Source organism: Terricaulis silvestris (assembly GCF_009792355.1).
In the GTDB taxonomy this organism is placed as follows: Bacteria; Pseudomonadota; Alphaproteobacteria; order Caulobacterales; family Aquidulcibacteraceae; genus Vitreimonas; species Vitreimonas silvestris.
Genome location: NZ_CP047045.1, coordinates 3,170,729 through 3,194,971, shown reverse-complemented (window position 1 = coordinate 3,194,971; position 24,243 = coordinate 3,170,729). Strand labels below are relative to the sequence as shown.

Sequence of the window (24,243 nt, the reverse complement as noted above, 5' to 3'; positions counted from 1 at the left end):
GCGCAGACGATGCCAAATTAACTGCCGCGCATTTCGCTTGGGCTTTTGCCGGTCCAGCGTTTGAAGGCGCGGGAGAAGGCGGCGGGGTCGGAGAAGCCAACGAGATAGGCGGTTTCGTTCACGGTGGTCTTCTGCGCGCGCAGATATTCGAGCGCGAGCTTGTGGCGGAGATCGTCCAGAACCTGTTCGAAGGTAACGTTCTCTTCTTTGAGCGATCTATAGAGCGTCTGCCGGCTGATTCCGAGTTTCTCGGCAATGGCGTCCATGTTCGCTTCGCCCTTGTGCAGCACCGGCATGAGCAGGCTTTCGACCCGGCCGCGTGAGGTGCCTGCGTTTTCCGGGTCGCGCAGCAGCGCGTCGGCGTGCTCCGTTAGCACGCCGAACACGTAGCGCGGCAGGATGCCGACCTTGATGGTTACGATGCTTTCTTCCATCCGCATGGCGTTGCGATCGCTGAAGAACACGACTGGTGTCCCGAAGACGCGCGCGTACTCGTCGCCGTAGGCAGGGCGCGGATGTGTCACGCGCACTTCCTTGATCCATTCCGGGAAGCCGGACCGGCGGGGGCCGGAGATGATGTGGGCGAACGCGCTTTCGGTGAGCTCGGGAAAGGTGTTCGGAGCGGCGCGCATATCGGTGAACCAAAGACCGGAGGCGTCCCGGATCATCGCGAAGCGGTTTTCGCCGTCCAGCGCGACATCGACGATGAGGCGGACGTAGCGGTTGAGCTGTTCGAACGCGTCGAGCATCGTTTCCGAGGCTTTGCCGATCAATCCGACAATGGAGATGTCCGAGACGTCGACCGCTTCGCCGAAGTGCAGCGCGAGCGCGGGATCGCCGGTGGCGTCTTTGGCCGCGTGCATCAGTGCAACGTATTGCGTGTAGGGCAGGCGCGTGTCGCGATCTTGCAGTGCGGATGCGTCGACGCCGGCGCTTGCAAGCAGCGCATCGCGATCGGCGCCGCGTGACACGGCGTAGCCGAGCAGACCGAGAACGAAGCCTGAGGAGACGGTCTCTTCACGCATTGGCGGTGCTACGTGCGATCATGCTTTTGATGCGTGGCGTCATGGCGTCATATCGAATGCCAACGATATCGTATCGCCATTCGATAGTCGCCGCTTTTCTGCTGCGGCGCGACGGAGAACCGAATGAGCGAAGCTGTTGCGGTGCGCCCGGCGCCAAATGTGTCGGCGGATGCGATTCTGCGCGCGTCTGGCGTGCTGTGGTTTATCCCCGCCGCGATTGGGCAGTGGGTGTTTGCGTACTACATCGCCGTCCAGTACGGCGCGAGCGCGTTTGCCGGAAATTGGGCGAGCTGGAACGACATTATGGTCAACGGCCTCATCGCCGGCGATCTCTGGGGCAATGTCGCGATGGTGGCGCACATTGCCGTCGCGTTCTGGATCACGGTCGCCGGCACGCTGCAGCTGATGCCGTTCGTGCGCAATAATGCGCGCGCGTTTCACCGCTGGAATGGTCGCTTCTACATTCTGATCGCATTCGTGGCCGCGGCGGCCGGCATCTACATGACATGGGCGCGCGATCAGCTTGGCGGCGTAGTGAGCGCGGTCGGCATTTCAATCGACGGGGTGCTGATCATGGTGTTCGCAGCGATGGCGTGGCGCGCGGCGATGGCGCGGCGATTCGATGTTCACCAGCGCTGGGCGATGCGGTTGTTTCTTGCGGTGAGCGCCGTCTGGTTCATGCGCGTAATGTACGGCTTTTTGATCTTGGCGGCGCAAGGCCGGCCGCCGGGGACGACGGATGAGATGAATGGGCCGACGGACTTGTTCGTTGGCTTCGGCAGCTACCTGATCCCGCTGGCGGTGCTGGAGCTTTACTTCTGGGCCAAGCGCGGTGGCGCGGCAGCGAAGCTTGCGACGGCGGGCGTGGTGACGTTCGCGGCGGGTGCGACGGCGGTGGGCGTCGCGGGCGCGGTGATCGTGATGTGGCTGCCGCGGATCACGGGCGGCTGAAACGAAAGAGGCCCGCTTGCGCGGGCCTCTGAGACGCTCTGCTTAAGCCTGCTTCGGCTTGCGCGGCGCGCGCTTGCGCTTGGGCAGAGCGACCACCGAGGACGCTTCGCCGTACATGCTGGGCCACGGCGAGTCGTTTGACTCCATCGTCACCGTCTCGCCGAAGCCGTTGAAGCGCGTGCCCATGGCGGTGCCGTAGGCGCCGAGCGAGCCGATCTCGATCAAATCGCCTTCCTGGATGTCGGTCGGCAGCATGAACGGGCCAGCGGCGGCATCCATGCTGTCACAGGTCGGACCGTAGAGACGGAACGGCGCGAGCTTGGCGCGGCTTGGCGTTTGACGCAGCAGCTTCGCCGGGAAAGCCCAGTTCAGGTGCGTGGCGTCGAACAGCGTGCCGAAGGCGCCGTCGTTCAGGTAAAGCGCGTCGCCCTTGCGGAGTTCGACGCGCGTGACCGTCGAGCCAGCTTCCGCCACGAGCGCGCGGCCGGGCTCGGCCCAGAGCTTGGCGTTCTGGGCGACGAACATTTCTTCGAAGCCGTTCTTGATCGCGTTTACATATTCGATCATTGGCCGCGGGCTCATGCCCGGATAGATCGCCGGAAAGCCGCCGCCGACGTCGACGATGTCGACTACAACGCCCGCGTTCACGATGGCGCGGTTCACGCCGTCCATCGCGGTGCGGTAGGCGTCCGGCTTCATGCACTGGCTGCCGACGTGGAACGAGACGCCGAGCATCTCTTCCGACGCTTGGCGTGTCTTGCGCAGCAGCGCCGGCGCTTCTTCCGGGCTGACGCCGAACTTGCGGGTAAGCGGGTACGCCGCGCCGTCGCCGGGCACGGCGAAGCGGACGACCAGCGTCAGATCTTTTGCGAAGCCGGTTTCGGCCAGGATTTTGTCGAGCTCGTCTTCGCTATCGAGCGCGAAGGTCTTCACGCCGTAATCGTGGAAGGCGCGGCCGATGGCGCGGCGGCTCTTCACCGGGTGCATGAACGCGATCTGCGCGTCCTTGAACTTGTTAGCGATCAGCGCTGCTTCAACATCGGAAGCAACGTCAAAGCCGCGAATGCCGGCTTCCCAGAGCGCGTCGAGCACCCATTCAGACGGGTTCGCCTTAACGGCGTAAAACACCTCGCCCGGAAAGTTCTCGCGAAACCAGGTCGCAGCCGCGCGGACGCGGTGCGGGCGGGCAATAGCCACGGGACCGTCGGGCGCTTCGCGCGCCGTCAGATCAAGAGGCGAGAGGACAGAGTCCATCCGGCAGCTCCCAAACTTGTAACCGCTTTCGGGCGGTTCAGTTCATTCCCAGGCCGGCGTTAGTCGGACATGCTTTAATGTCAGGTCCGCCCTTGGGAGCTTGCGCCGGACGATCGCCAAGAAGCTTCCTGCTTCCCGTTGCTTGCGATCGACCAGGTGGCCTGGGCCGAGGGGGCGTTAGTGGACGCTGTTTCCAGGTCCGCCGGTAACGGTGCGAAGTATGTGCGTCGTTCCCCAATGTAAAGAGCCATTGATGGTTAATTTCCCTTGCGCGGTCAGAATGATGCGCTGAACCCACACCGCGCCCCCGTCGCGCCCATGCAAAAGCGCAAATGAGGTGTTCCGGCCACGTCACAAAACTGAGACCGAACTGTCACCGCTGCTTAGCGGAACGTTCGCGCAGCCGTCATCGCGCGGTTCTAACCCCCGCCTCGCCCGAGGAGCGGTGAGAGATTCTCAACCGTCACGTTGGGGCTCGGTTTTGACCAGGGGGTCTCTATGAAGAATGTACTTTCGAAGGTCGCGCTCGCGGCCCTCGCGGTGGGCGGCGTCACCGGTGTAAACAGTGCCGCGCACGCGCAAACGCCACCGCCGCCGACGATCCAGCCGATGAACGGCGCGCCGGAAATTCGCGATGGCGAGCAGCGGTTCAAGGTGCGCGGCCGTTTGCAGTACGACGTATACTCGAACGAGTGGGACGCCGGCGTCGATTCTCCGCTTGTTTCGCCAAGCGTAGACGCTGAGGACGGCTCACGCTCATATGTGCGTCGCGCGTTTCTCGGCGTCCAGGGCCGCTTCAGCGACAACTGGCGTTACAAGGTCGATTTTGTTCTGAACCCGGGCGCGAGCGGTGACGACGCCACCACCGGCGACGCCGCTGTCGCGGTTGACGACGCCTATCTCGAATACGCGGGCGATTTCTTCTCGGTCGTGATCGGCGAAAACAACGTCACCGCGCCGCTGGAAGATCGCACGTCGTCCCTCGATATTCCGTTCCTTGAGCGCTCCAGCATTATCAACGCGTACGGCTACGGTCGCGCGGCGGGCGTTGCTGGCCTGGTCACGGGCGCAAACTGGATGGCTGCGATCGGCGTCTATGGCGACTCGCTCAACAACTCCGACAGCAACTTCGCCAACAGTGAGCAGACCTCGATAAGCGGCCGCTTCACCTGGGCGCCGATCTTCGAAACGTCGCCGGACGGCGTCACTCTGCTCCACCTCGGGGTTTCCGCGCGCCAACGCTACAACGGTGACGACGCGCTGTTTCGCTATCGTCCGCGCCCGCTCAATGGCCGCGGCTCGCGCTGGGTTGAAAGCTCTTCGGGCAGCGCCACGCAAGACGACTTGAGCTACGGCTTTGAAGTCGCCGGCCAATGGAATGCGTTCGGCTTCACGGGCGAATACATCACACTTGAAGGCGAAACCCCCGCCGGCGTGCAAGTCGAGTCCGACGGCTACTATGTCGATCTGACCTGGTCGCTCACGGGCGAAGCGCGTTCTTATCGCGGCAACCAAGGTTCGTTCGGCCCGGTCGTTCCGCATAATCCGGTCACGGAAGGCGGCTGGGGTCATTGGGGCCTGATCGCACGCTACGATTTCATCGACCTGAGCGACATCGACGCCGGCACTGCCCGCGGCGAGCAAACGGCTTACGCCTTCGGCGTGAACTGGGTGCCGATCGATCACGTGCGCTTCATGCTGAACTACGCCAGCACGGAGATGGATCGGGTTGTGAACACGTTCCCGGTTGCGCCGGGCATTTCGGCCCCCGACGCCGAAGCTGACGTCATCAGCCTGCGCACGCAGTTCGATTTCTAACACACCCCCGAAGCAACGGAGGCGCGGTCCCCAAGAGCCGCGCCTCCACCCACCTGAGGGACCAGGTTCAATCGGAGCACTTCACATGCAAACGCAATTCTTCAAGGCGCTGAGCAAGATCGCGGCATCCGCCGCGATGGTCGCGCTCGTCGCCGCACCGGCGCAGGCCCAACAGGCCGGCGCGCCTTTCACCATCCAAATCGACGGCTCATCGACGGTGTTTCCGATCTCGGAAGCGGTTGCCGAAGGCTTTCAGCAACAAACCCAAGGCCGCATCCGAGTCGCGGTTGGCGAGTCGGGTTCGTCGGCTGGTCTGCGCAAGTTCTGCCGCGGCGAAATTCACATCGCCGACTCTTCACGCCCGATCCGTTCGAGCGAAATGGCGACCTGCGCAGCCGCCGGCATCCAATACGTGGAAATCCCGGTTGCGTTCGATGGCGTCACCGTCGTTGTGAACCCGTCCAACCCGCTTCGCTCGCTCACGGTCGCTCAGCTCCGCGAAATCTGGTCGACCGGTTCGCGTGTGAATAACTTCAGCGCTGTCGGCGGCCCGAATCTGGCCATGCAACTCTACGGTCCGGGCTCGGCTTCAGGCACGTTCGAGTACTTCACGGAAGCCGTGAATGGCACGGCGCGTTCGTCGCGCACCGACTACACGCCGTCGGAAGACGATAACGTGCTGGTCCAAGGCGTCGCCAACAACCCGGGCGGCATGGCCTACTTCGGCCTCGCTTACTACGAAGAGAACCAAAGCCGTCTGCACGCTGTCGCCATCGACAACGGCAACGGCCCGGTCACGCCGAGCCAAGCCACGGTTCGCAACGGCTCATACGCGCCGCTGTCGCGGCCGATCTTCATCTACGTGAACGCCGCCGCTCTGCGCCGTCCGCAAGTGCAGCAGTTCGTGCAGTACTACATCAACAACGCCGCCACGGTTTCCGAGCGCGTTGGCTATGTGGCCCTGCCGGCCGCCGCCTACACCGCCTACCTGCAGCGCGCGCAGCAGCGCCGCATCGGCACCGCCTTCGGTGGCCGCGCGGCGATCGGCGCCAGCATCGAGGACGTTGTGGCTCGCCGTCTGGTTCAGACGCCAGTCAACGACTAACAGCACTGCAAAACGGATGGGGCGGGGGGCGTTAACCCCCCGCCCCAACTCCGCTATACGGTTCGAAACCGCGCAAAACGCGTGAGTCGAAGGGGCAGGGCGTGGAACGGGATTTCACAAAGAAGAAGGTGCGCGTGTCTGAGCGCATCATGGAAGGCCTGCTCTTCGCCGCCGCCGCGGTGGCCATCGCGATCGTGCTGGGCATCGTCTATGTCGTGGTGTCGGAATCGACGAAATTTTTCGCTCAGGTTTCGGCGATCGAGTTCCTGACCTCGACCACGTGGACGCCGCTGTTCGACAATCCGCAGTACGGCATCGCGCCGCTGCTGACGGGCACTTTCATGTCAACGCTCGTGGCGCTCGCCGTCGCCGTCCCGCTCGGGTTGCTGGTGGCGATCTGGCTCTCCGAGTTCGCCGGCCACCGCACCCGCGAAACCATCAAACCGACGCTTGAGCTGCTCGCGGCGGTGCCGACTGTCGTCTACGGCTACTTTGCGCTGCTGTTCGTGACGCCGATGCTCCAACAAGCGCTCCGCCCGCTCGGCATCGAGCTGCCGTCGTTCAATCTGCTCAGCGCCGGCCTCGTGATGGGGCTGATGATCATTCCTTACATCGCGTCGCTTTCGGAAGACGCGATGCGCGCTGTGCCACGCTCGATGCGCGAGGGCTCGTTCGCCATGGGCGCAACGCGCCTGGAGACGTCGTTCCGCGTCGTGGTGCCAGCGGCAGTATCGGGCGTTGTCGGCGCCGTCATCCTGGGCATGTCGCGCGCGATCGGTGAAACCATGATCGTGGTTGTCGCCGGCGGCACGCAGCCGCAAATGGTGACGACTCCCGCGCAAGGTGGCGCGACGGTGACAGCGTTCATCGCGCAAGTCGCGCTCGGTGATCTGCCGTTCGGCACGCTTGAGTACAACTCGATCTTCGCGGCGGGCCTCGCACTCTTGGTGCTGACGCTGCTCTTCAACTTCGTGGCGTTCTTCCTGCAGCGCCGCTACCGGGAGGCCTACTAATGGCTGCCGTCGACGTGCAACGCGTTCGCGATATCACGGAGCATCCGCCGGGCCTCGGCACGCGCAAGTTCAAGGACGCGGCCTTCGTGATCTGGGGCATCATCGCCACGATCATCGGTCTCGGCACCCTCGTCGCGCTCGTGAGCGAGCTGATCCACGACGGCGGCCATCGTCTATCCGCGGCGTTCTTCTGGAGCTTCCCGTCATCCGAGGCGGCTGATGCTGGCATTCTCTCGGCGTGGGTCGGCTCGCTTTTGGTGATCGCCACCACGGCGCTGTTCGCTATCCCGATCGGGATCATGGCTGGCATCTATCTCGAAGAGTATGCGCACAAGAATCCCGTCACGAGCGCCATCGAGATCGCAGTGAACAATTTGGCCGGCGTGCCATCGATCTTGTTCGGCCTGATGGCCGTCGGCATCTTCGTGCAATTCCTCGGCAATCCGAACCGTTGGTTTGCCTTTCTGCCTGAAGGTTTCCGTGAGGCCGCGGCGGACATGTTCGGCCAATCAATTCTGACGGCGGGCATCACGCTCTCTCTGTTGATCCTGCCGGTCGTCATCGTCGCCACGCGGGAAGCTGTGCGCAGCGTGCCGCAGGAGATGCGCCAAGGGGCGCTCGCGGTCGGCGCCACCAAGTGGCAGACGACGCAGCATCACGTGCTGCCGTACGCGCTGCCCGGCGTCGTCACCGGCGTCATCATCGGCATTTCGCGCGCTTTGGGCGAGACAGCGCCGCTGATCATGATCGGCGGCCTCACCTTCGTGGCGTTCCTGCCGATCACGCGGCCCGGCGATGCGGCATTCGAAGTCATCGGCGCAGTGGATGAATACGGCGCGCCGGTCACGCCGGACGCGACCGAAAGCGTGCGCATCGCGCACGACGGCGTCGTGGTGCTGCCGGACTTCACCGAAATGCCGGTGGTTGGCGGGCAGACGTACGACCTGCCGCACGGCTCGACCGTGCAGTCGGTGGCGACGTGGGGTGACGCGGTCGCAAGCTGGTCGCCGACGCATTGGCTTGGCTCGGAATTTACGGTGATGCCGATCCAGATGTTCAACTGGACTTCGCGGCCGCAGGCCGAGTTCCTGGAAATCGCGGCGGCGGCGGGCCTCGTGTTGCTCGGCATCACGCTGCTGATGAACGGCACCGCGATCTTCCTGCGCTACAGGCTGCGCCGAAGCATCAAGTGGTAGGCTGACCCTTAGCGGCGCGTTCGCGCACCCTCTTTTCCTTCGCGAGCCGGCGGCGCTCCTTGGCGCGGGCGCGGAGGTCACGGAGCTTGTGCCAGAAGCGGCGGCCGCGCTCTTTCGGCAGCGGCTCCAGGTTGCGGCGGAATTCCTCGGCGCAAGAGCGCCAGGAATATCGCTCCGCCAACGCGCGCGCGTCTTCGCGGCGCAGCTGAAGCGCTTCCAGGCAGGCCTTGCGCAGATCCGTGTCGACAATGCCGGCGCCGGTGCCCGGTAGAATGTCTTGTGGGCCGGGCGCGACGTAACCGGCGACCGGCGTGCCGCAGGCGGCGGCTTCAAGGATCACGAGGCCGAACGTGTCGGTGAAGCTCGGGAAGACGAAGACATCCGCGTCGGCGTAGTGGCGCGCGAGCTCTTCGCCGAACTTGGGTCCGGTGAAGTGTACGTTCGGATATTTCGCCTTCAGCTCCTCAAGCGCGGGTCCGCCGCCGACGACGATTTTGGAGCCCGGCAGATCGAGCGCGACGAACGCTTCGATGTTCTTCTCAACCGAGACTCGGCCGACATATACGAACACCGGTTTCGGCAGATCCTTGAAGACGCCGCCATCGATGCCGCGCTTGCTCGGATGAAATTGCTCGATGTCGACGCCGCGGCTCCAGATCGCGGTGTTGCGGAAGCCTTGCAGCTCGAGCTGCTTCTGCATCGTCGGCGTCGCCACCATGACGCGGCCAGATCTGTCGTGGAACGCGTGCATGAAGCGATAGCCAGCCCAGAGCGGAATCCAGTTGAAGCGCGCGTGGACGTATTCCGGAAACTGGGTGTGGTAGCTCGTCGTGAACGGAAACTTGTGCTTGAGGCAGATCGCGCGCGCGTCCCAGCCTAGCGTGCCCTCGGTGGCGATGTGCACCGCGTCCGGCGCGAAGGCGAGGAAGCGGTCCTCGACGTCCTCACGCGCGCCCAGCGCCAGGCGGATTTCCGAGTACGTGATCAGCGGCACAGTGTTGGGGTAGTCCGCGGGCGAGACCACCTCGACCTCGCAGCCCATGGCCTTGAGTTCGTTGTTGGTGCTGGAGAGCGTGCGCACGACGCCATTCACCTGCGGCTCCCAGGCGTCCGTTACGAGCAGAATTTTGGTGGCGAGCGGCGGCGTCTCAGTCGCGCTGTCGTGGTTCGCCGTGGCAGGCGCCGGGGCTTCGGTTGTCACGGGCGGGGTTTGCCCCAGGGGGCCGGGCGCCGCAAGGGGGACACGGCGCCGCCTTGCCCTTACGGCCCAAGACGCGCAAATGGCGCCCATGCAATCAGCCCCGACGCCACACCCGTCCGCCGCCATCGATTGGGATCAACTCGACGCCCTAAAATACGTCGACGAGGACGCTGCTGTAGCAGCGCTTCTGGCTGACGCGCCGCTCGACGCTGCGGGCCGCGCCAGCGTCGCTGCCGAGGCGCGCAATCTGGTGGTGCGGGCGCGCGGGCTGAAGCGCCGCAAGGGCGTGATGGAAAGCTTTCTGGAGGAGTTCGGGCTCTCGAACGCCGAGGGTCTGGCGCTGATGTGCTTGGCCGAAGCGCTGTTGCGGGTGCCGGACGAGCAAACCGCTGACAAGCTGATCGCCGAGAAGATTTCGACCGGGCAGTGGGCGGAGCACCTGGGCAAGTCGGATCATTGGCTGGTCAACGCCGGCACGTTCGGCCTGATGATGACAGGGCACGTTGTGAACCTGCCGCAGGAGTTGAAAGGCGAAGCGAGCGAAGTTGTCGGCAAGCTGACCAAGCGCATGGGCGAGCCGGTGGTGCGCGCCGGCGCGATGCAGGCGATGCGTATCCTCGGTGAGCAGTTCGTGCTCGGCCGCAACATCAACGCGGCTTTGAAGCGCGGCGCGAGCATGGTGCGCGCGGGTGGCGCGACGCGCTATTCGTTCGACATGCTGGGCGAAGGCGCCCGCACCAATGAGGACGCGGTGCGCTATCTGGCGGCGTACGCCAATGCTATCGATGCGGTGGGTGAGGACGCGCGCAACAAGGGGCCGCATGCGTCGAACGGCATTTCGGTGAAGCTCTCGGCGCTGCATCCGCGCTACGAGACGCGGCAGGAAGAGCGGGTGATGCACGAGCTTTATCCGCGGGTGCTGCAACTCGCGGAGCAAGCCAAGAAATACAACATCGGACTCACCATGGACGCCGAAGAGGCGGACCGTTTGGTGATGTCGATGCACTTGTTCGAGCGGCTGGCCCTGGAGCCGTCGCTGAAGGGATGGGAAGGCTTGGGGCTGGCGATCCAGGCGTATCAGAAGCGCACCCGCGCGCTGATCGAGTTCTTGACGCAGCTGGCGCGCAAACGCGGCACCACGATCCAGACGCGGTTGGTGAAGGGCGCGTATTGGGACGGTGAAGTGAAGCGCGCGCAAATTCAGGGGCGCGTCGATTTCCCGGTGTGGACCACGAAGGCCGCGACGGACGTGCACTACTTGGCTTGCGCGCGCGATCTCTTCCGCGCCGGCGGCGCGATCTTCCCGCAATTCGCTACGCACAACGCGCACACGGTTGCTGCGGTGCGCCGCATGGGCGCGAGTGCTGGGCGCGATCAGTTCGAGTTTCAGCGCCTGCACGGCATGGGCGAAGCGCTTTACGCGGCGCTTGAGCATCCCGTGCCGGTGCGCGTGTACGCGCCTGTTGGAGGGCACGAGGATCTGTTGCCGTACTTGGTGCGGCGGTTGTTGGAGAACGGCGCCAACACGTCGTTCGTGCACTCGTTCCTGGATGATGACGTGTCGCCGGATGTGGTCGCCGCCGATCCCATGGCGACGTTGGAGGCCAATCCGCATCGTCACCGCCGTTTGCCACCGCCGCCGCAACTGTTCGGCGCGAGCAGGAAGAATTCGACTGGGCGCGATCTTTCGGTCGAGGCGGATCGTGAGGCTCTGCGTAAGCCGAAGCAAAAGCTGAGCGAGAGCGGGACAAGCGTTGCCGTTGATGTGGCGGTCACCACGGCTCTGAAGGCGCATAAGGAATGGGATGCGCGTGGTGGCGCGGAGCGGGGCGCGATCCTGCGTGCGATGGCCGATGCGTTGCAAGCCAACCACGATCCCTTGTGCGCGCTGATTGCGCGCGAAGCTGGGCGCTCGCTTCAGGACGGGATCGACGAAGTCCGCGAGGCGATTGATTTCTGCCGCTACTACGCGGCGGAGGCAGAGCGCTTACTGGCCGGGCCAATCGCGTTGCCGTCGCCGGCTGGCGAGACCGATCATCTCGAGTTGCACGGGCGCGGCGTGTTCGTTTGCATCAGCCCGTGGAATTTCCCGCTGGCGATTTTCACGGGCCAACTCGCGGCGGCTCTTGCTGCGGGCAATGCGGTGATTGCCAAGCCGGCCGAGCAAACGCCGCGCATCGCGGAAGCGGCGGTGAATCTGTTCTACGAAGCCGGTCTGCCGCGCGATGTGCTGCAGCTGGTGCAAGGCGACGGCAAGGTCGGCGGCGAACTGGTCGGCGATCCGCGCATCGCCGGCGTGGCCTTTACCGGCTCCACCGAAGTCGCGCGCATCATCAATCGTACGCTCGCGGCCAAGGATGGCCCGATCGTGCCGTTGATCGCGGAGACGGGTGGGCTGAATGGCATGTTCATCGACACCACGGCGCTCAAAGAGCAGGTGGTGGACGATGTGATCGCGTCGGCGTTCCAAAGCGCTGGCCAACGTTGCTCCAGCTTGCGGGTGCTGTTCCTGCCGAACGATACGGCGGACGGGATATTGGAAACGCTGCTTGGCGCCATGGACACGCTGGTGATCGGCGATCCAGCCGATCCGTTCACAGACATCGGCCCGATCATCGATGCTGAAGCGAAAGCCAATCTCGACAAACACATCGCCAAGATGCGCACCGAGGCGAAGGTGCTGAAGCAGCTCGATGTCTCGAAGCTTGGTGGTAATTTCTTTGGGCCGGCGGTGATCGAGCTGAAATCGCTCGATCAGATCGACAAGGAAGTGTTCGGCCCGATCCTGCACGTCGTGCGCTACGATCCGTCGGATATCGCCAATGTCGGCGCCAAGCTGGCGGCGAAAGGCTACGGCCTAACGCTCGGCGTCCACTCGCGGCTGGAAAGCTTCGCGGACGACGTGAAGAAGGCGGTGCCGGCGGGCAATGTCTATGTGAACCGCACCATCGTGGGCGCTGTTGTTGGCGTGCAGCCGTTTGGTGGTTCGGGCTTAAGCGGCACCGGGCCGAAAGCTGGTGGGCCGTTCTACCTGCCGCGTTTTGCCGAAGAGCGCGCCATCAGCGTCAACATCGCAGCCCAAGGCGGCGATCCACATTTGCTGAATCTGTAAGGGAGTTAGGGCAAGTAGGTGAGTAGGGCAGTATGTTAGCGGGGCCTTTGCCCTACTGCCCTATTGCCGTACTGCCATAACCATAATGTCCCACGATAACGTCACACCGTTTCGCCGCCCGCCGCCGCGCCCCGTCCGTCCGCAGCAAAGCGGCGGCATGGGATTCAAGACGCATCGCGGCAAGGCGGTGCTGGTGCACGCGCTGACGATCCTGTGCTTCCTGCTGCCGTTCTTGATCGGCGGACAGGTCATGCAGTTCGTTGGTCTTGGCCTCGGCATTGCCGCGGGGGTCATCGCGTTTTCGAGCCGCGCCGACACGACGCCGTGGGCGGCGACGCATCACGAGCAGGCGCTGCGCACGCTGATCATCGCGTTCGCGATCACGACGGTGCTGAGCTTGCCAAGCCTCGTGCTGCCGCGCGATTCCGGCGCCGTGATGACTTGGTATGTGCGGATCGTGTTCTGGGGCAACGTGATCGTGCTGATTTGGGCGGGTTTGCGCGCGTTGATCGGGCTGGTGTTGGCGACGATGCGCAAGCCCGTGCCGAACCCGAAGGGGTGGCTGGTCTAGTTCTCGATCCGGCAGCCGAAGCCGTCTTCGTAGATCGCTTCCGCACTGATGGCGCCGAACAGCACACTGGCGCGCACGCGGTCGGCGTCTTCGGTGATGGTGAAATTGCCGCGCGCGTCTTCCGGTAGGTCGGCGAGGCAGGAGTCTAAGCTGCGCGCGCTGACGTGCAGGCACGAGCAGGTGGTTTTGGCCGCATAGCCGGCGGCGATCTGGGCGTAGGCGACATCGTCGCGGAGCGACCAGACCACGCTCGAAAGCACGATCGCGCTCAGCACCAGTCCGCCGATGACCATCCAGCGTTTGCGCGACACCGCCGCCTCCCCCTATGCTTCCGCAATCGAGCATAGCGAAGGCGAGGGGACACGTCATGCTGCGGAATGCTTTGGTGGCTTTGGTTTGGGTTGTCGTCGCGGCAAGCGCGAGCGCTCAGACCTTGGCGCCGCTGCAGTCACAGCCCGCGGGCGTGGCGTGGCCGGGCGCGGATTGGGAAGCCGCGCCACAACCGCGCGATCTCGACGCGGCGACGTTCGATCTGGCGATGACGGAGGCGTTTGCTGGTCCGCACCCAGAGCTCGGCGAAACGCGCGCGGTGTTGATCGTGCAAGGCGGGCGCGTCGTGTTCGAGCGCTACGGCGACGGCTACACGCGCGAGACGCGGCTGACGTCTTGGTCGATGGCGAAATCGATCACGCATGCTTTGGTCGGCGCCGCGGTGATGGATGGGCAAGTCTCGATTGATGCGCCGATGGGCAATCCACTCTGGCGTGCGGGCGATCGTCGCGCGTCGATCACTTGGCGGCAATGGATGCAGATGGTCGATGGGCTCGATTATCAGGAGAGCAATGAGGATGTCACGCTCGCCGGCAATGCGCGCATGCTGTTCGGCGATGGCCGCCGCGATATCGCGCGCTGGGCTGCCCAAAGGCCGCTGATCCACGATCCGGGCACGACCTGGAATTACTCCTCCGCCGACACGATCTTGGTGTCGGACGCGCTGACACGGGTGATCGTGTCCGATCCGCGCGACGCAAACGATCGCCGCACACGGGTGCGGGCATGGATGAACGAGCAGTTGTTCGATCGCATCGGCATGCATCCGGTCGTCGAGTTCGATCCGCAGGGGACGTTTTACGGCAGCTCGCTGATCTGGGCGTCGGCGCGCGATTTTGCGCGGTTCGGCTATCTCTATCTGCGCGACGGCGTATGGGACGGCGAACGTCTGTTGCCGGAAGGCTGGGTCGATTTTGGTCGCACGCCTGGGCCGGCTCAGAATACCGACACGTATGGCGCCGGTTGGTGGCTGACGCCGTCGCAAGGGCCGGGGCGTCCGGCGCGGTCGCTGATTACCGACCCTGGTATTGCGGATGCGTTTTCGGCGCAGGGCTATGAAGGGCAGATCGTTGTCGTCGTGCCATCAAAAGACTTGGTGCTGGTGCGGCTCGGGCGCTTTGACGGCGGCGCCGAAGCGTGGGATGCGCTGGGCGACTGGGCGACGCGCGTGATCGGCGCCTACGGCGATCGGTAAGGAGGCGCGAAATGTCGGACGAAGGACGCGACGCGAAACTGCAAGCGGCGAAGCTGCTGCGTGACGCCGGCTTCAAGTATCTGGCCGCCAATCTGGAGCACGGCTCGCTTTCAGCGCTGTCGAAGGACGAGCCGTTCTTCCTGCTCTGCGGCCGCGATCGGCTGGCGCCGACGGCGATCAAAGCGTGGATCGAAGCGGCGCGTATTTCCAACGTGCCAGACCACAAGCTCGAGTCCGCGCACGAGACCATCGAAGCGATCGAAGGCTGGCCCGGCGACCGGCACTATCCAGATTAGGCGCGCAACGCTGCGTTGGCGCGATCGAGGCCGTCATAGAGTTTTTGACGCATGTCGGCGCCGCGCGCGCCAGTCAACGTCGTCGACAGCGCGTTAAGCGCATTCGACGCGCCAGGTTCGTTGTGCATGCGTGCGATCTGCGCGACGCCGCGGAGGCGCTCGGCGAACGCTGGCGCGGCCGCGCCTTGTGCATCGAGCACGCGCATACGGAGCTGACGCATGGCGATCGACAGCGACGGCGCAGGGCCGGCGTAGTTTTCGCGGCGGCGCTCGAGCATACGCATCGTGCGCTTGCAGCGGCGGTCCGGACCGAAATAGTTAGTGTCCACCCATAACATTGTCGTTCACATCGCCGCATTTTGCGGCTGGCGCTTTCTGCGTGACGTCAGTGTCAACTTTTTTGGTTAGGATTGCGTTTGGGATTTGTGGTGCTGGCGTGTTTTCGCATGTGCGCTTTGTCGCGGCCATTCGGCATAGCAACGCGCGCGTTATGGTGAAGGCGCATTAGCCAACATCGCACGCACATCGTCAGGCGTTTTGCCGGCTTCGCGCAGGACACGCAGTGTCGCGGCTTGATCACGCTTCGCCAAGCGCTTGCCGTCTTCACCGAGTACAAGCCGGTGGTGGCGATACACGGGTTGCGGCAGACCGAGCAGTTTCTGCAACAACACGTGCAGATGCGCCGCGTCGCGTAGATCTTCGCCGCGGATCACGTGCGTTACGCCTTGCAGCGCATCGTCCCAAACCGAGGCGAGGTGATAGCTAGTTGGGAAGTCCTTGCGTGCGAGGATCACGTCGCCGTGCCTTTCCGGTTCGGCGCGGACGAGGCCGGTTTCGTCTTCAAACACGAGCGCGAAGTAAGCGGGGCCAAGCGCGGCGCGCGCCTTCTTCAACGACAAGCGCCACGCAAACGGCTCGCCAGCCGCGAGCTTCTCGTCTTCCTCGCTCGGCGGCAGCGCTTCGCCGCGAAACGCTTCCTGTGCTTCGTGCGGCGCGGAGGCGATGGCGTCGGCGATCTCTTTGCGGGTGCGGAAGCAGCGATAGACCAGGTTGCGCTCACTCAATTGGCGCAACGCCGCTTCGTAGTCGGCCATGTGCTCGGATTGGCGGCGAACGGGTTTTTCCCATTCCAGGCCAAGCCAAGCGAGATCCTCAAAGATCGCCGCTTCAAACTCCGGCCGCGCGCGGCCTTGGTCGATGTCTTCGATGCGCAGAATGAACCGCCCGCCAGCCTCGCGCGCGGCGTCGAACGCGGTCAGCGCCGAGAGGGCGTGGCCGAGGTGCAGGTAGCCTGTCGGCGAGGGTGCGAAGCGGGTGACGAAACTCACGGCAGGGGCAGGCTACCGTTCGCGCCCGCGAGCCGCTAGCTAGGCGGTCATGACAGTGTTCTTAGGCGGCCCGCGCGTTCCGCCGGTGCGTGGCGGCAAGCCCGATGCGCTGGTGATCCTGCTGCATGGTTACGGCTCCAACGGCGCCGATCTTATCAGCCTTGCGCCGTATTGGGCCGAAGCGCTGCCGACGGCGGCGTTTGTGTCGCCCAATGCCATCGAGCCGGCGCCGGGCGCGCTGGGCGGCTATCAGTGGTTTCCGATCTCCAATCTCGATCCGAACCTGATGGAGCAGGGCGCGCGCCATGCGGCGCAATCGGTGGATCGCTTTATTGATCGCGAATTGGAGCGCTATGGGCTGCCACCAGAGCGGCTTGTGCTGGTTGGCTTTAGCCAGGGCACAATGATGGCGCTGCATGTCGGCTTGCGGCGCGAGAAGCAGGTCGCGGGCGTGCTGGGCTATTCCGGCGTGTTGGTGGGCGCGCGGACGCTGAAGGAGGAAATGCGCTCGAAGCCGCCGATCCTGCTGATCCACGGCGACCGCGACCCGACCATTCCGATCCCCGCCTTGTTCGACTCAGCCGAGGCCTTGGCCGCTTCCGGGCACGGCGCACAATGGCACGTTTCGTACGGCGTCCCTCACTCGATCGGGCCAGACGGGCTCGAGCTGGGCGGCGCGTTCTTGGCCATGGCCTTGAAAACCAAGCAAATCCTGGCTGCGAGCTGAGATTTTCGCGGGCGTTGCCGCCGTGTCACGAACCTGTCGTCCCAAATCAGGTATAGCTGGTTCGCGCTTGCCACCAGCCGATGTGCTATACTGGCGGCAGCGAAAGGAGCGGTGTCTTCAAGAGTACCCTCGACCATACCCAGATCGTTCAGCGGCCCCTCTGGAGCGGCCGCCAATGAACGTTTCCAGCGTCCCTTTGGCGGGCTGTCCGGCGCTGGTGCTCAATGCCGATTTCCGCCCGCTATCCTATTATCCGCTGAGCCTCTGGCCCTGGCAGGAAGCCGTGAAAGCGGTGTTCCTGGAGCGCGTCGACGTCGTCGCGCACTACGACCAGGTGGTGCACTCGCCGTCGTTCGAGATGAAGCTGCCCAGCGTCATCTCGCTCCGGGACTACGTGCACCAGGATCGCCCGCCGGCGTTCACGCGGTTCAACGTGTTCCTGCGCGACAGCTTCACCTGCCAGTATTGCGGCGATCTGAGCGATCTGACGTTCGATCACGTCGTGCCGCGTTCGCGTGGCGGACGGACGACGTGGGAAAACATCGTCACCGCGTGTGCGCCGTGCAATCTGCGCAAGGGCGGCAAGTACGCCCATCACGCCGCCATGCGTCCGCGCCGCAAGCCGCGGCGTCCAACCATGCATGAATTGCAACACGTCGGCCGGCGCTTCCCGCCGCACCACATGCACGACAGCTGGATGGACTATCTGTACTGGGACGTCGAACTGGACGCTTAGAGGCGAATGGCCTTGGGCGCTTCACTGCATTGCTGCGGCGCCATCATCGCCCGCGGGTGCTCGAACGACGCGCGTGTGAGCGCGGCCTCAACGAAGGTTTCCGCACGTTGCGTTACGCTCCGTGCGGGATGGACGGTTTGAGCCATGACGAGTGCGGCGGCGGCGATGGCGAGAGCTTGGGCGCAGTCCATGACGTTCCCCGAGTAAGACTGCGCGCCTTATGGCCGGGGATCGTTGCGCCAATCGGTCGGCGCTGAAACAGAACTGAAATATTCGCGCCTTTAGGCGTCGGGGAAGCCGGCCGCAACGTTGGTGAAGACCGCCCCGACCTCTTCTCCGATCAAGCCGACCGTGACGATGACGACCATGGCGATGAGGCCGGCGATAACGGCGTACTCGATGGACGTCGTGCCGTTTTCGTCGGTGAGGAAACGTTTGATCATGTCGCGTTCCGTTCAATCAGGCGATTGACGAGGACGACGTCCGCCGGCGGCATCTCGTAGCGACGCAGGTCTGCTGGTTTGACCCAGGCCGCATCCTGAGCCGCGTTCGGATCAAGTCTCATCACGCCGCCAAATTTGGTGACGACGTAAAGCGGCATCAGCAGGTGAAAATCCGGGTAAGCGTGCGAAGCGAACGCGAACGGATCGAGAGCGTCAGGCTCGACGGTCAAATCCAGTTCCTCCTTAAGCTCCCGCACCAGTGCGTGTTCGGGAGCTTCCCCCAATTCGACCTTGCCGCCGGGAAACTCCCAGAGGCCGCCGAGCTGCTTATGGTGCGGCCGCTGCGTGATCAGCACCCGCCCCGATGAATCGAACAACGCAGCCGCCGCCACCAGAAGGAGGCGCCGCGATGAACCGGGACTGTCGCTCGTTTGCATGAAAAAGCCGTGAGCCGGGATGGTTTAGCGGCGTAAACCTTCACGACCGTTCACGACGTTGGCAAGTCTTCTTCCTGCAGCGTTTGCTGCACGGCGGGGCGTTGTTGGACGCGTTGATAGTATGATTGCAAGCGCGGCAGGCTGCTCAAATCGATCTCGAACGCGCGCGCCCATCGCAACATCACGAAGGCGTAAGCGTCGGCGATGGTGAAATCGCCGAGCAGGTAGGGCTTGTCGCCGAGCTTGCCGTCGAGCAGGCCGAAGCGGTTAACGAGATTCTTCACGGCGGCTTCGCGCACTTCCGGCAACGGCTTCTTGAAGAGGGGCGACGTGCCTTTGTGCAATTCGGTGGCGATGAAGTTCAGCGTCTCAAGCAGCCGCCAGCGAGCCATGCCGTCTTGCGGCGCGAGGTTCTTCGCTGGCGCCAGTGAGGCGAGATACTGGATCAGCACCTGCGCTTCGGTGAGCACTTCGCCGTTATCCAACTCCAGCGCCGGCACGGCGCCTTGCGGATTGATGTCGTAGAAGTTGCGCCCGTCGGCCGTGCGCCGTTCCGCGCCGAAGCTCACCTTGTCCAGCTCGACGTCCAGTCCGGCTTCGCGGATGACGATGTGCGGCGCGAGGGAACAGGCGCCAGAGGCGTAGAACAGTTTCATCAGGGGTCTCCGAAAGCGATGGGCGATCAGGTAACGCGCCTCTCGCACGCCTCAAGTGTCAGCGATGTGACCGACGTGCTGGTGCGGCTCTAGCCGAATGCGCGCACAACACGCGACGTCCGGCGCGGTGAAGTCCTACGCGTAACCAATCATTCATTCGGTGATCTCGCGGATGTTCCCCTTGACCAAAGGGTCGCGCGGCGCAAGTTGCGTCTGCTTGGAGGGGCTTGAACGAGGGACGTTCAAGGAGACGCACGAATGCGCAAAGCTATCATTCCTGCACTAGCGAGCTGTCTGCTTGTCGCCATTTCTATGGCGCCGAGCGCGGCCTTCGCGAAGGCCGAGAACGCGGCCGTCGCCGAGAACGGACAAGGCTGCTTAGTCGCGGACGCAAACGGGGCCTATACGTTTGACGCCGCCTGCAACTACCACGTGGTCACCCGCAATGATCGCAACGGCGCTCTCGTTCTTGTGAGCTACCAGGATCAGGGCACGCTGCCGGAAGGCGCGCCGCGCCCGACGTCAGCCGTGCGACGTGAAGTGACGTCAACCGTCGGCGGTGAAACCTGCACGGGGCACGAAGTCACCACGCCCAGCGGGCAATATCGCTCCGATTGCCGGTTCAACGCGAGCAACAACTGATCAGTGAGGCGCCGCCAAGCGCGTGCTGGCGGCGCCATTCGTCTGAACTGTGACGGCGGGCGCGGAACGCGATGCGCGCGTGCTATGTTGATGCGTCATGCGGATTGCACCGCTCCTTTTCGTGCTCGCGTTCGCCGCGCCAGCGATGGCGCAGGACTATCGTGCCGCGCCGGTTGTGGTCGCGCACCGGAACGGCGATGGCGGCGAGGCGCGCGCGACGATGGATGTGAACGCGTCGCCTTCTGCCGTGTGGTCGGTCCTGAGCGATTGCGGACAAGCCAGGCGCTTTATGCGCCAGCTGCTGAGCTGCCGTGTGCTGCAGCAGGGCGATGGCTGGGACGTGCGCGAGCATCGTGTGCGTGGTTGGCCGCTGCGGCCGGTGATGCGCAATGTTTCGCGCGTGACGCTGGAGCCGAACCGGCGCTTGTCGTTCCACCGTGTGGAAGGGGACTGGACACGTTCGGATGGCGAATGGGTGCTGACGCCGATCGATGGCGGGCGCGGCACGCATGTAGAATATCGCATCGACGCGGCGATGAACGGCATGCTGCCGGCGGGCGTATCGCAATCGCTGCTGATCAATAATGTGCGCGGGACGCTGGCGGCGTTGCGGCGCGAAGCGGAGCGCGCGTCCTAGCTTTCTTTTGCTTTAGCGGCTTTGCTCTTACGAGCGGCGGTCGCGGTCGCCTTCTTTTCTGCCTGCACCACGAGCTTCGCGGCGCGGCGCTCTTCCATGGCGGCGCTCAACAGCGGCAGCAACCTTTCGGCGTGCTGCCGCTGCATTTGCGAGCCGGATTGCTCCAAGCGAAGTGCATTCGCGTGGAGGTTCTCCAGTTCCTTGTCGGAGAGATCAGGTATGCGCTGATCGATCTCCACGAGGATTATTCAGCCTTCAGGTTGGTCGCGGAATCGCGGCCCTGACGATCACGTTCGAGTTCGAACGAAACCTTCTGGCCGTCATTCAGCGAGGACATGCCCGAACGTTCCACGGCGGAAATGTGAACGAACACATCCTTGCCGCCGCCGTCCGGAGCGATGAAGCCGAAGCCTTTTTGGGTATTGAAAAACTTTACTGTACCGACAGCCATTGCCATCTCCTTGGTCAAATTGCTCACGGGGACCTTCCCCGGTAAGCACCGATTTCGAGGGAAACAGCATATATCCGGCGCGCAAGCGAGGGATCAAAGCGTGACGCGACGAGGATCGATGGCCGCTATATGGGCCATTTCGCCGGAAAAGCCAACTTAATGATGCGACGGCTCTGAAGAAGCCTCCGAATTCAAGCCGTTCGCCAGCCAGCCCCCGACAACGAGCGCCAAAAGCGCTCCGGTGATTTGCGCGGCGATGAAAGCTGGAGCGTCTTCTGGGCGGATGCCGGCGAAGCTGTCCGTGAGCGCACGCGCGATGGTGATTGCCGGGTTGGCGAAGGAGGTGGAAGCCGTCCACCAATAGCCGGCGGCGATTGTCAGCGCGACGGCGGCGGGGATCGCTTTGGGGCGTGCGCGTGAGACGAGCAGGATCGCGAACACGAGCGCGAAGGTCGCCACGCCCTCGGACAAAGCTTGGCTCAAACCGCTGCGTTCTTGCGCGCCATGTTGCAGCAGCGGCAGTTCGAACATGGCGTGCGCGAGCATGGCGCCAGCGACGCAACCGCAGATCTGAGCGATGACATAGAGCGCAGCGTCCATCGGCTTGATGACGCGCCGCAGCGCCATCACTAGTGTGACGGCAGGATTGAAGTGGGCGCCGGAGATTGGCCCGAGCGCGGTGATCAGCACGAACAGGATCGCGGCAGTCGCCGCCGTGTTGCCGAGGAGTGCGATGGCGTCATTGCCGCCGGAAAGGCGCGAGGCAAGGATGCCCGAGCCGATGACGGTTCCGGACAGGATCAGAGACCCCAGCGCTTCGGCGGCGAGACGTTTGTCGGGCGCCGTGTTCACAGCGCGCGCATCATGAGCGTGGCGGAGGAAGGGCAAACGTCGCTGAATTGGCGTGAGCCCGCGATGGGCGCAGGCGCTTCGGTGCGATCCACCGGACGCCAGCCAAGGCGCGCAAAGAAAGGCGCCGAATCGGTTGTCAACAACCAGAGGCGGCGTGTTCCGTCGGCGCGCGCTTGCGTCACGAGCGCTTCCACAATCGCGGCGCCATGTCCGCCGCCGCGCACGCTCGGCTGAACGACGACCGATCGAAGCAACGCGTCATCGCCATGGCCTATGCCGCCCCAGGCGACGCCGTCGCGGCAGAAGTAGCGAAACGGCGCCGCATTTAGATCGTCAGTTGGCAAGCCGGCTTGGCGGAGCGCGGCGACGAAGTCAGCGAAGGCTGCCTCGCCATGCGCGATCTCAAGCAACATTGTCGTTGGCGTCGTTGGCGCGACCGATGCCATCGAGGCGCGCTTGCAGGGAGAGGCGATCGAGCCCTTCGAACGGCAGATTGACGAAGACCGCGATGCGGTTTTGCAGTGCGCCATAGGCGTTGGCGAAGCCGCGCGCGATATCGACATTGGAGCCTTCGACAGCGGCGGGGTCGGGAATGCCCCAATGCGCGGTCATCGGCTGGCCGGGCCAGACAGGGCAGACTTCGCCGGCGGCGTTGTCGCAAACGGTGAATACGAAATCGAGCGCAGGCGCGTCGGCGGCGAATTCGTCCCAGCTCTTGGAGCGGAAGCCGCCGGTGTTGAAGTTCAGTCGCGAAAGCAGGGCGATCGCTTCGGGATGCACGGCGCCCTTTGGCTGCGAGCCGGCGGAGAAGGCGTTGAACTTGCCGCCGCCGAAACGCTGCAGGATGGCTTCGGCCATGATCGAGCGCGCCGAATTGCCGGTGCAGAGGAAGAGCACGTTGTACGGGCGATGGGCGACGTTGGTCATACCGCGCTCTCCAGTTCGCGCGGGCCGCAGCACGCAGCCGGCTTCGACGCGGCATGCGATTCAGGCGCCGCTCCTTCGGCGCCGCCGCCATAGGTGGTGGACTCGGCCGTGGTCAGGAAGGTTTCCCACGGCACGCCTTGCGGATCGTTGATCCAGGATTTCTCGGACTTGGCGTAGCAGCACGTCGTCTTGCCTTCTTCGAACACGGGCGCGTCAGCGGTTTGCAGCCGCGCATAGACTTCAGCGAGTTCGTCGGGCGTTTCGACTTGAATACCGAGATGGCGGACGCCGCCGCCGTCCGGGCGCGTCGAGATCGCGAAGTTTACGCGCGGATCATCGAGCATCCACTTGGCGTAGTCGTTCTTCGTCACCGTCGGTTCGCTGGCGAACAGGCCGGAATAGAAGCGGATCGATTGATCGAGGTCGGTGACGCCGACATGGACGTGCAAGCGTTTCATTATGCTTTCCTTCGCTTGGGCGCGGCGACCGGCGCGCAGCTTGCGCCGCCGCAGCAGTTTTCAGTGAGGAAGCCGACCAGCGCGTTCATGTTGGCGAAGTCGGCGGAGTAGATCAGCGAACGGCTCTCGCGGCGCTGCTCAATCAGGCCGGCGCGCGTCAGGTGCGCCAAGTGAAACGAGAGCGATGAGGCTGGCAGATCCAACTTCTCGGCGATCGCGCCCGCGGCGCGGCCTTCGGGGCCGGCTTGCACCAGCAGGCGGAAAATCGCCAAGCGATGCTCGTTGGCGAGTGCGCTCAGGGCGGAGACGGCGTCGGGGCTCTTCATTTCGATGATTCCAGTATCATGGAAATATGGAATGCGCAAGAGGTTCGGCCTCGGCTTCAAATTGCAGCGCCCAGCGGAGGGCGGAGACGCGAGGGCGCGTCGAAGGTGGTTCAGTGTGCGTTGGATTGCGCCAACGCCGGACGCTTGCCTCGCGTCTCCGTGACTGGCTTCATCGGCTCCGCGCAAGGAGGTCTTTCACTCCTCTGGTCGGCTCGCCGACGGCGTGCGGGTTCGTGCTGTTCACACAAGTCCCCGGTGCGCTCCTCGCGGTTTTGATCCCGCGGGCTTCAGCCTGCTGATGCGATACGCCGGGAGGATGAGGCTCGTTTTCGCCCTCAGGTCCGCGACGCCTTCCGCGATGGTTTGCGGAAGCATCAGAGCTTCACGCTCAATCACCTCGTCCTTCGCGGTTGGCTGAACAGTGGATCCAACTGCCCTCCGTGCGAGGACGATGCGTGGAGTGTAGCGCGGTGTGAAGTGGGTCGGATTGATTTGAATCTATCCTCCCATTTCCCCCGCTCCCTTGCGGAGAGGGGGTTAGGGGGCGTGCAATTGA

General features: G+C 64.1%; 30 protein-coding genes. 13 read left to right on the top strand and 17 right to left on the bottom strand.

Features of this window, described 5'->3' with window-relative positions; translation table 11 throughout:
- Window positions 1-17: 17 nt before the first annotated feature.
- A complete protein-coding gene (locus DSM104635_RS16385; RefSeq protein WP_158767241.1) occupies window positions 18-1,025 on the bottom strand; it encodes an AraC family transcriptional regulator in 1,008 nt (335 codons plus the stop codon).
- A gap of 123 nt (window positions 1,026-1,148) precedes the next feature.
- On the opposite strand from DSM104635_RS16385, the gene DSM104635_RS16380 reads away from it, so the two are divergent.
- A complete protein-coding gene (locus DSM104635_RS16380; RefSeq protein ID WP_158767240.1) occupies window positions 1,149-1,976 on the top strand; it encodes a DUF2306 domain-containing protein in 828 nt (275 codons plus the stop codon).
- A gap of 42 nt (window positions 1,977-2,018) precedes the next feature.
- On the opposite strand, the gene DSM104635_RS16375 is transcribed toward DSM104635_RS16380, so the two are convergent.
- On the bottom strand, window positions 2,019-3,230 hold the full coding sequence (locus DSM104635_RS16375; protein WP_158767239.1) for a type III PLP-dependent enzyme: 1,212 nt from the start codon (window positions 3,228-3,230) through the stop codon (window positions 2,019-2,021).
- 498 nt (window positions 3,231-3,728) lie between these two features.
- Here DSM104635_RS16375 and DSM104635_RS16370 point away from each other — a divergent pair, with 498 nt between their 5' ends.
- From DSM104635_RS16370 to pstA, 4 genes are all read left to right on the top strand, one after another.
- Window positions 3,729-5,048: an OprO/OprP family phosphate-selective porin gene (locus tag DSM104635_RS16370; protein ID WP_158767238.1), complete on the top strand. Its 1,320-nt coding sequence runs from the start codon at window positions 3,729-3,731 to the stop codon at window positions 5,046-5,048.
- An 85-nt stretch (window positions 5,049-5,133) separates the two neighbouring features.
- Window positions 5,134-6,153, top strand: a complete 1,020-nt coding sequence (locus DSM104635_RS16365) for a PstS family phosphate ABC transporter substrate-binding protein (protein ID WP_158767237.1) — start codon at window positions 5,134-5,136, stop codon at window positions 6,151-6,153.
- Window positions 6,154-6,254: 101 nt separating this feature from the next.
- Complete coding sequence (pstC, locus tag DSM104635_RS16360; protein WP_228445728.1) at window positions 6,255-7,166, top strand: phosphate ABC transporter permease subunit PstC; 912 nt, start codon at window positions 6,255-6,257, stop codon at window positions 7,164-7,166.
- Complete coding sequence (gene pstA, locus DSM104635_RS16355; RefSeq protein ID WP_228445727.1) at window positions 7,166-8,362, top strand: phosphate ABC transporter permease PstA; 1,197 nt, start codon at window positions 7,166-7,168, stop codon at window positions 8,360-8,362. Before pstC ends, pstA begins: the two co-directional genes overlap by 1 nt.
- Here pstA and DSM104635_RS16345 read toward each other — a convergent pair.
- Window positions 8,352-9,488 (bottom strand): glycosyltransferase family 4 protein, encoded by a 1,137-nt coding sequence (locus DSM104635_RS16345; protein WP_267129081.1) that lies wholly within the window; start codon window positions 9,486-9,488, stop codon window positions 8,352-8,354. The two genes, pstA and DSM104635_RS16345, sit on opposite strands and share 11 nt — an antisense overlap.
- Before the next feature lie 163 nt (window positions 9,489-9,651).
- On the opposite strand from DSM104635_RS16345, the gene DSM104635_RS16340 reads away from it, so the two are divergent.
- Together DSM104635_RS16340 and DSM104635_RS16335 are read left to right on the top strand one after the other, a co-directional pair.
- Window positions 9,652-12,675, top strand: coding sequence for an L-glutamate gamma-semialdehyde dehydrogenase (locus DSM104635_RS16340; RefSeq protein ID WP_158767235.1), 3,024 nt, complete (start codon window positions 9,652-9,654; stop codon window positions 12,673-12,675).
- Window positions 12,676-12,760: 85 nt separating this feature from the next.
- Window positions 12,761-13,246: a hypothetical protein gene (locus tag DSM104635_RS16335; RefSeq protein ID WP_158767234.1), complete on the top strand. Its 486-nt coding sequence runs from the start codon at window positions 12,761-12,763 to the stop codon at window positions 13,244-13,246.
- On the opposite strand, the gene DSM104635_RS16330 is transcribed toward DSM104635_RS16335, so the two are convergent.
- Window positions 13,243-13,557: a hypothetical protein gene (locus DSM104635_RS16330; RefSeq protein WP_158767233.1), complete on the bottom strand. Its 315-nt coding sequence runs from the start codon at window positions 13,555-13,557 to the stop codon at window positions 13,243-13,245. The two genes, DSM104635_RS16335 and DSM104635_RS16330, sit on opposite strands and share 4 nt — an antisense overlap.
- A 56-nt stretch (window positions 13,558-13,613) precedes the next feature.
- Between DSM104635_RS16330 and DSM104635_RS16325 the strand changes: the two genes are divergently transcribed.
- Both DSM104635_RS16325 and DSM104635_RS16320 read left to right on the top strand, forming a co-directional pair.
- Window positions 13,614-14,771, top strand: coding sequence for a serine hydrolase domain-containing protein (locus DSM104635_RS16325; RefSeq protein WP_158767232.1), 1,158 nt, complete (start codon window positions 13,614-13,616; stop codon window positions 14,769-14,771).
- Window positions 14,772-14,782: 11 nt separating this feature from the next.
- The gene (locus DSM104635_RS16320; protein WP_158767231.1) at window positions 14,783-15,067 is read left to right on the top strand and encodes a hypothetical protein; all 285 of its coding nucleotides are present in this window, start codon (window positions 14,783-14,785) and stop codon (window positions 15,065-15,067) included.
- On the opposite strand, the gene DSM104635_RS16315 is transcribed toward DSM104635_RS16320, so the two are convergent.
- Both DSM104635_RS16315 and gluQRS read right to left on the bottom strand, forming a co-directional pair.
- Window positions 15,064-15,351, bottom strand: a complete 288-nt coding sequence (locus DSM104635_RS16315) for a hypothetical protein (RefSeq protein WP_158767230.1) — start codon at window positions 15,349-15,351, stop codon at window positions 15,064-15,066. The two genes, DSM104635_RS16320 and DSM104635_RS16315, sit on opposite strands and share 4 nt — an antisense overlap.
- Window positions 15,352-15,555: 204 nt before the next feature.
- Complete coding sequence (gene gluQRS / locus DSM104635_RS16310) at window positions 15,556-16,395, bottom strand: tRNA glutamyl-Q(34) synthetase GluQRS (RefSeq protein WP_158767229.1); 840 nt, start codon at window positions 16,393-16,395, stop codon at window positions 15,556-15,558.
- A 49-nt stretch (window positions 16,396-16,444) separates the two neighbouring features.
- On the opposite strand from gluQRS, the gene DSM104635_RS16305 reads away from it, so the two are divergent.
- Both DSM104635_RS16305 and DSM104635_RS16300 read left to right on the top strand, forming a co-directional pair.
- Window positions 16,445-17,122: an alpha/beta hydrolase gene (locus DSM104635_RS16305; RefSeq protein ID WP_158767228.1), complete on the top strand. Its 678-nt coding sequence runs from the start codon at window positions 16,445-16,447 to the stop codon at window positions 17,120-17,122.
- A 175-nt stretch (window positions 17,123-17,297) separates the two neighbouring features.
- Window positions 17,298-17,858: an HNH endonuclease gene (locus DSM104635_RS16300; protein ID WP_158767227.1), complete on the top strand. Its 561-nt coding sequence runs from the start codon at window positions 17,298-17,300 to the stop codon at window positions 17,856-17,858.
- Here the strand turns inward: DSM104635_RS16300 and DSM104635_RS16295 are convergent.
- From DSM104635_RS16295 to gstA, 4 genes are all read right to left on the bottom strand, one after another.
- Window positions 17,855-18,049 carry a hypothetical protein gene (locus DSM104635_RS16295; protein WP_158767226.1) on the bottom strand — a complete coding sequence of 65 codons (195 nt, stop codon included), beginning with the start codon at window positions 18,047-18,049 and terminating at the stop codon, window positions 17,855-17,857. The genes DSM104635_RS16300 and DSM104635_RS16295 overlap by 4 nt on opposite strands.
- A gap of 90 nt (window positions 18,050-18,139) precedes the next feature.
- Window positions 18,140-18,301, bottom strand: a complete 162-nt coding sequence (locus tag DSM104635_RS16290; protein WP_158767225.1) for a Flp family type IVb pilin — start codon at window positions 18,299-18,301, stop codon at window positions 18,140-18,142.
- Window positions 18,298-18,738 carry a (deoxy)nucleoside triphosphate pyrophosphohydrolase gene (locus tag DSM104635_RS16285; protein ID WP_158767224.1) on the bottom strand — a complete coding sequence of 147 codons (441 nt, stop codon included), beginning with the start codon at window positions 18,736-18,738 and terminating at the stop codon, window positions 18,298-18,300. The genes DSM104635_RS16290 and DSM104635_RS16285 overlap by 4 nt, the downstream gene beginning before the upstream one ends.
- A 50-nt stretch (window positions 18,739-18,788) precedes the next feature.
- A complete protein-coding gene (gene gstA, locus DSM104635_RS16280; protein WP_158767223.1) occupies window positions 18,789-19,394 on the bottom strand; it encodes a glutathione transferase GstA in 606 nt (201 codons plus the stop codon).
- A 258-nt stretch (window positions 19,395-19,652) separates the two neighbouring features.
- On the opposite strand from gstA, the gene DSM104635_RS16275 reads away from it, so the two are divergent.
- Both DSM104635_RS16275 and DSM104635_RS16270 read left to right on the top strand, forming a co-directional pair.
- Window positions 19,653-20,036, top strand: a complete 384-nt coding sequence (locus tag DSM104635_RS16275) for a hypothetical protein (protein ID WP_158767222.1) — start codon at window positions 19,653-19,655, stop codon at window positions 20,034-20,036.
- Between the two features lie 97 nt (window positions 20,037-20,133).
- A complete protein-coding gene (locus tag DSM104635_RS16270) occupies window positions 20,134-20,673 on the top strand; it encodes a type II toxin-antitoxin system RatA family toxin (RefSeq protein ID WP_158767221.1) in 540 nt (179 codons plus the stop codon).
- Here DSM104635_RS16270 and DSM104635_RS16265 read toward each other — a convergent pair.
- The 7 genes from DSM104635_RS16265 to DSM104635_RS16235 form a co-directional block, all read right to left on the bottom strand.
- Window positions 20,670-20,912, bottom strand: a complete 243-nt coding sequence (locus tag DSM104635_RS16265) for a hypothetical protein (RefSeq protein ID WP_158767220.1) — start codon at window positions 20,910-20,912, stop codon at window positions 20,670-20,672. The two genes, DSM104635_RS16270 and DSM104635_RS16265, sit on opposite strands and share 4 nt — an antisense overlap.
- Window positions 20,913-20,917: 5 nt before the next feature.
- On the bottom strand, window positions 20,918-21,124 hold the full coding sequence (locus tag DSM104635_RS16260) for a cold-shock protein (protein WP_158768129.1): 207 nt from the start codon (window positions 21,122-21,124) through the stop codon (window positions 20,918-20,920).
- Between the two features lie 156 nt (window positions 21,125-21,280).
- Entirely contained in the window at window positions 21,281-21,976 is a 696-nt protein-coding gene (locus tag DSM104635_RS16255) for an aquaporin (RefSeq protein WP_158767219.1), read from the bottom strand.
- Window positions 21,973-22,389 (bottom strand): arsenic resistance N-acetyltransferase ArsN2, encoded by a 417-nt coding sequence (arsN2, locus tag DSM104635_RS16250; RefSeq protein ID WP_158767218.1) that lies wholly within the window; start codon window positions 22,387-22,389, stop codon window positions 21,973-21,975. Before arsN2 ends, DSM104635_RS16255 begins: the two co-directional genes overlap by 4 nt.
- Entirely contained in the window at window positions 22,379-22,903 is a 525-nt protein-coding gene (locus tag DSM104635_RS16245; RefSeq protein ID WP_158767217.1) for an arsenate reductase ArsC, read from the bottom strand. Before DSM104635_RS16245 ends, arsN2 begins: the two co-directional genes overlap by 11 nt.
- Window positions 22,900-23,361: an ArsI/CadI family heavy metal resistance metalloenzyme gene (locus tag DSM104635_RS16240; protein ID WP_158767216.1), complete on the bottom strand. Its 462-nt coding sequence runs from the start codon at window positions 23,359-23,361 to the stop codon at window positions 22,900-22,902. Before DSM104635_RS16240 ends, DSM104635_RS16245 begins: the two co-directional genes overlap by 4 nt.
- A complete protein-coding gene (locus DSM104635_RS16235) occupies window positions 23,361-23,687 on the bottom strand; it encodes an ArsR/SmtB family transcription factor (protein WP_158767215.1) in 327 nt (108 codons plus the stop codon). Before DSM104635_RS16235 ends, DSM104635_RS16240 begins: the two co-directional genes overlap by 1 nt.
- Between the last annotated feature and the right edge of the window lie 556 nt (window positions 23,688-24,243).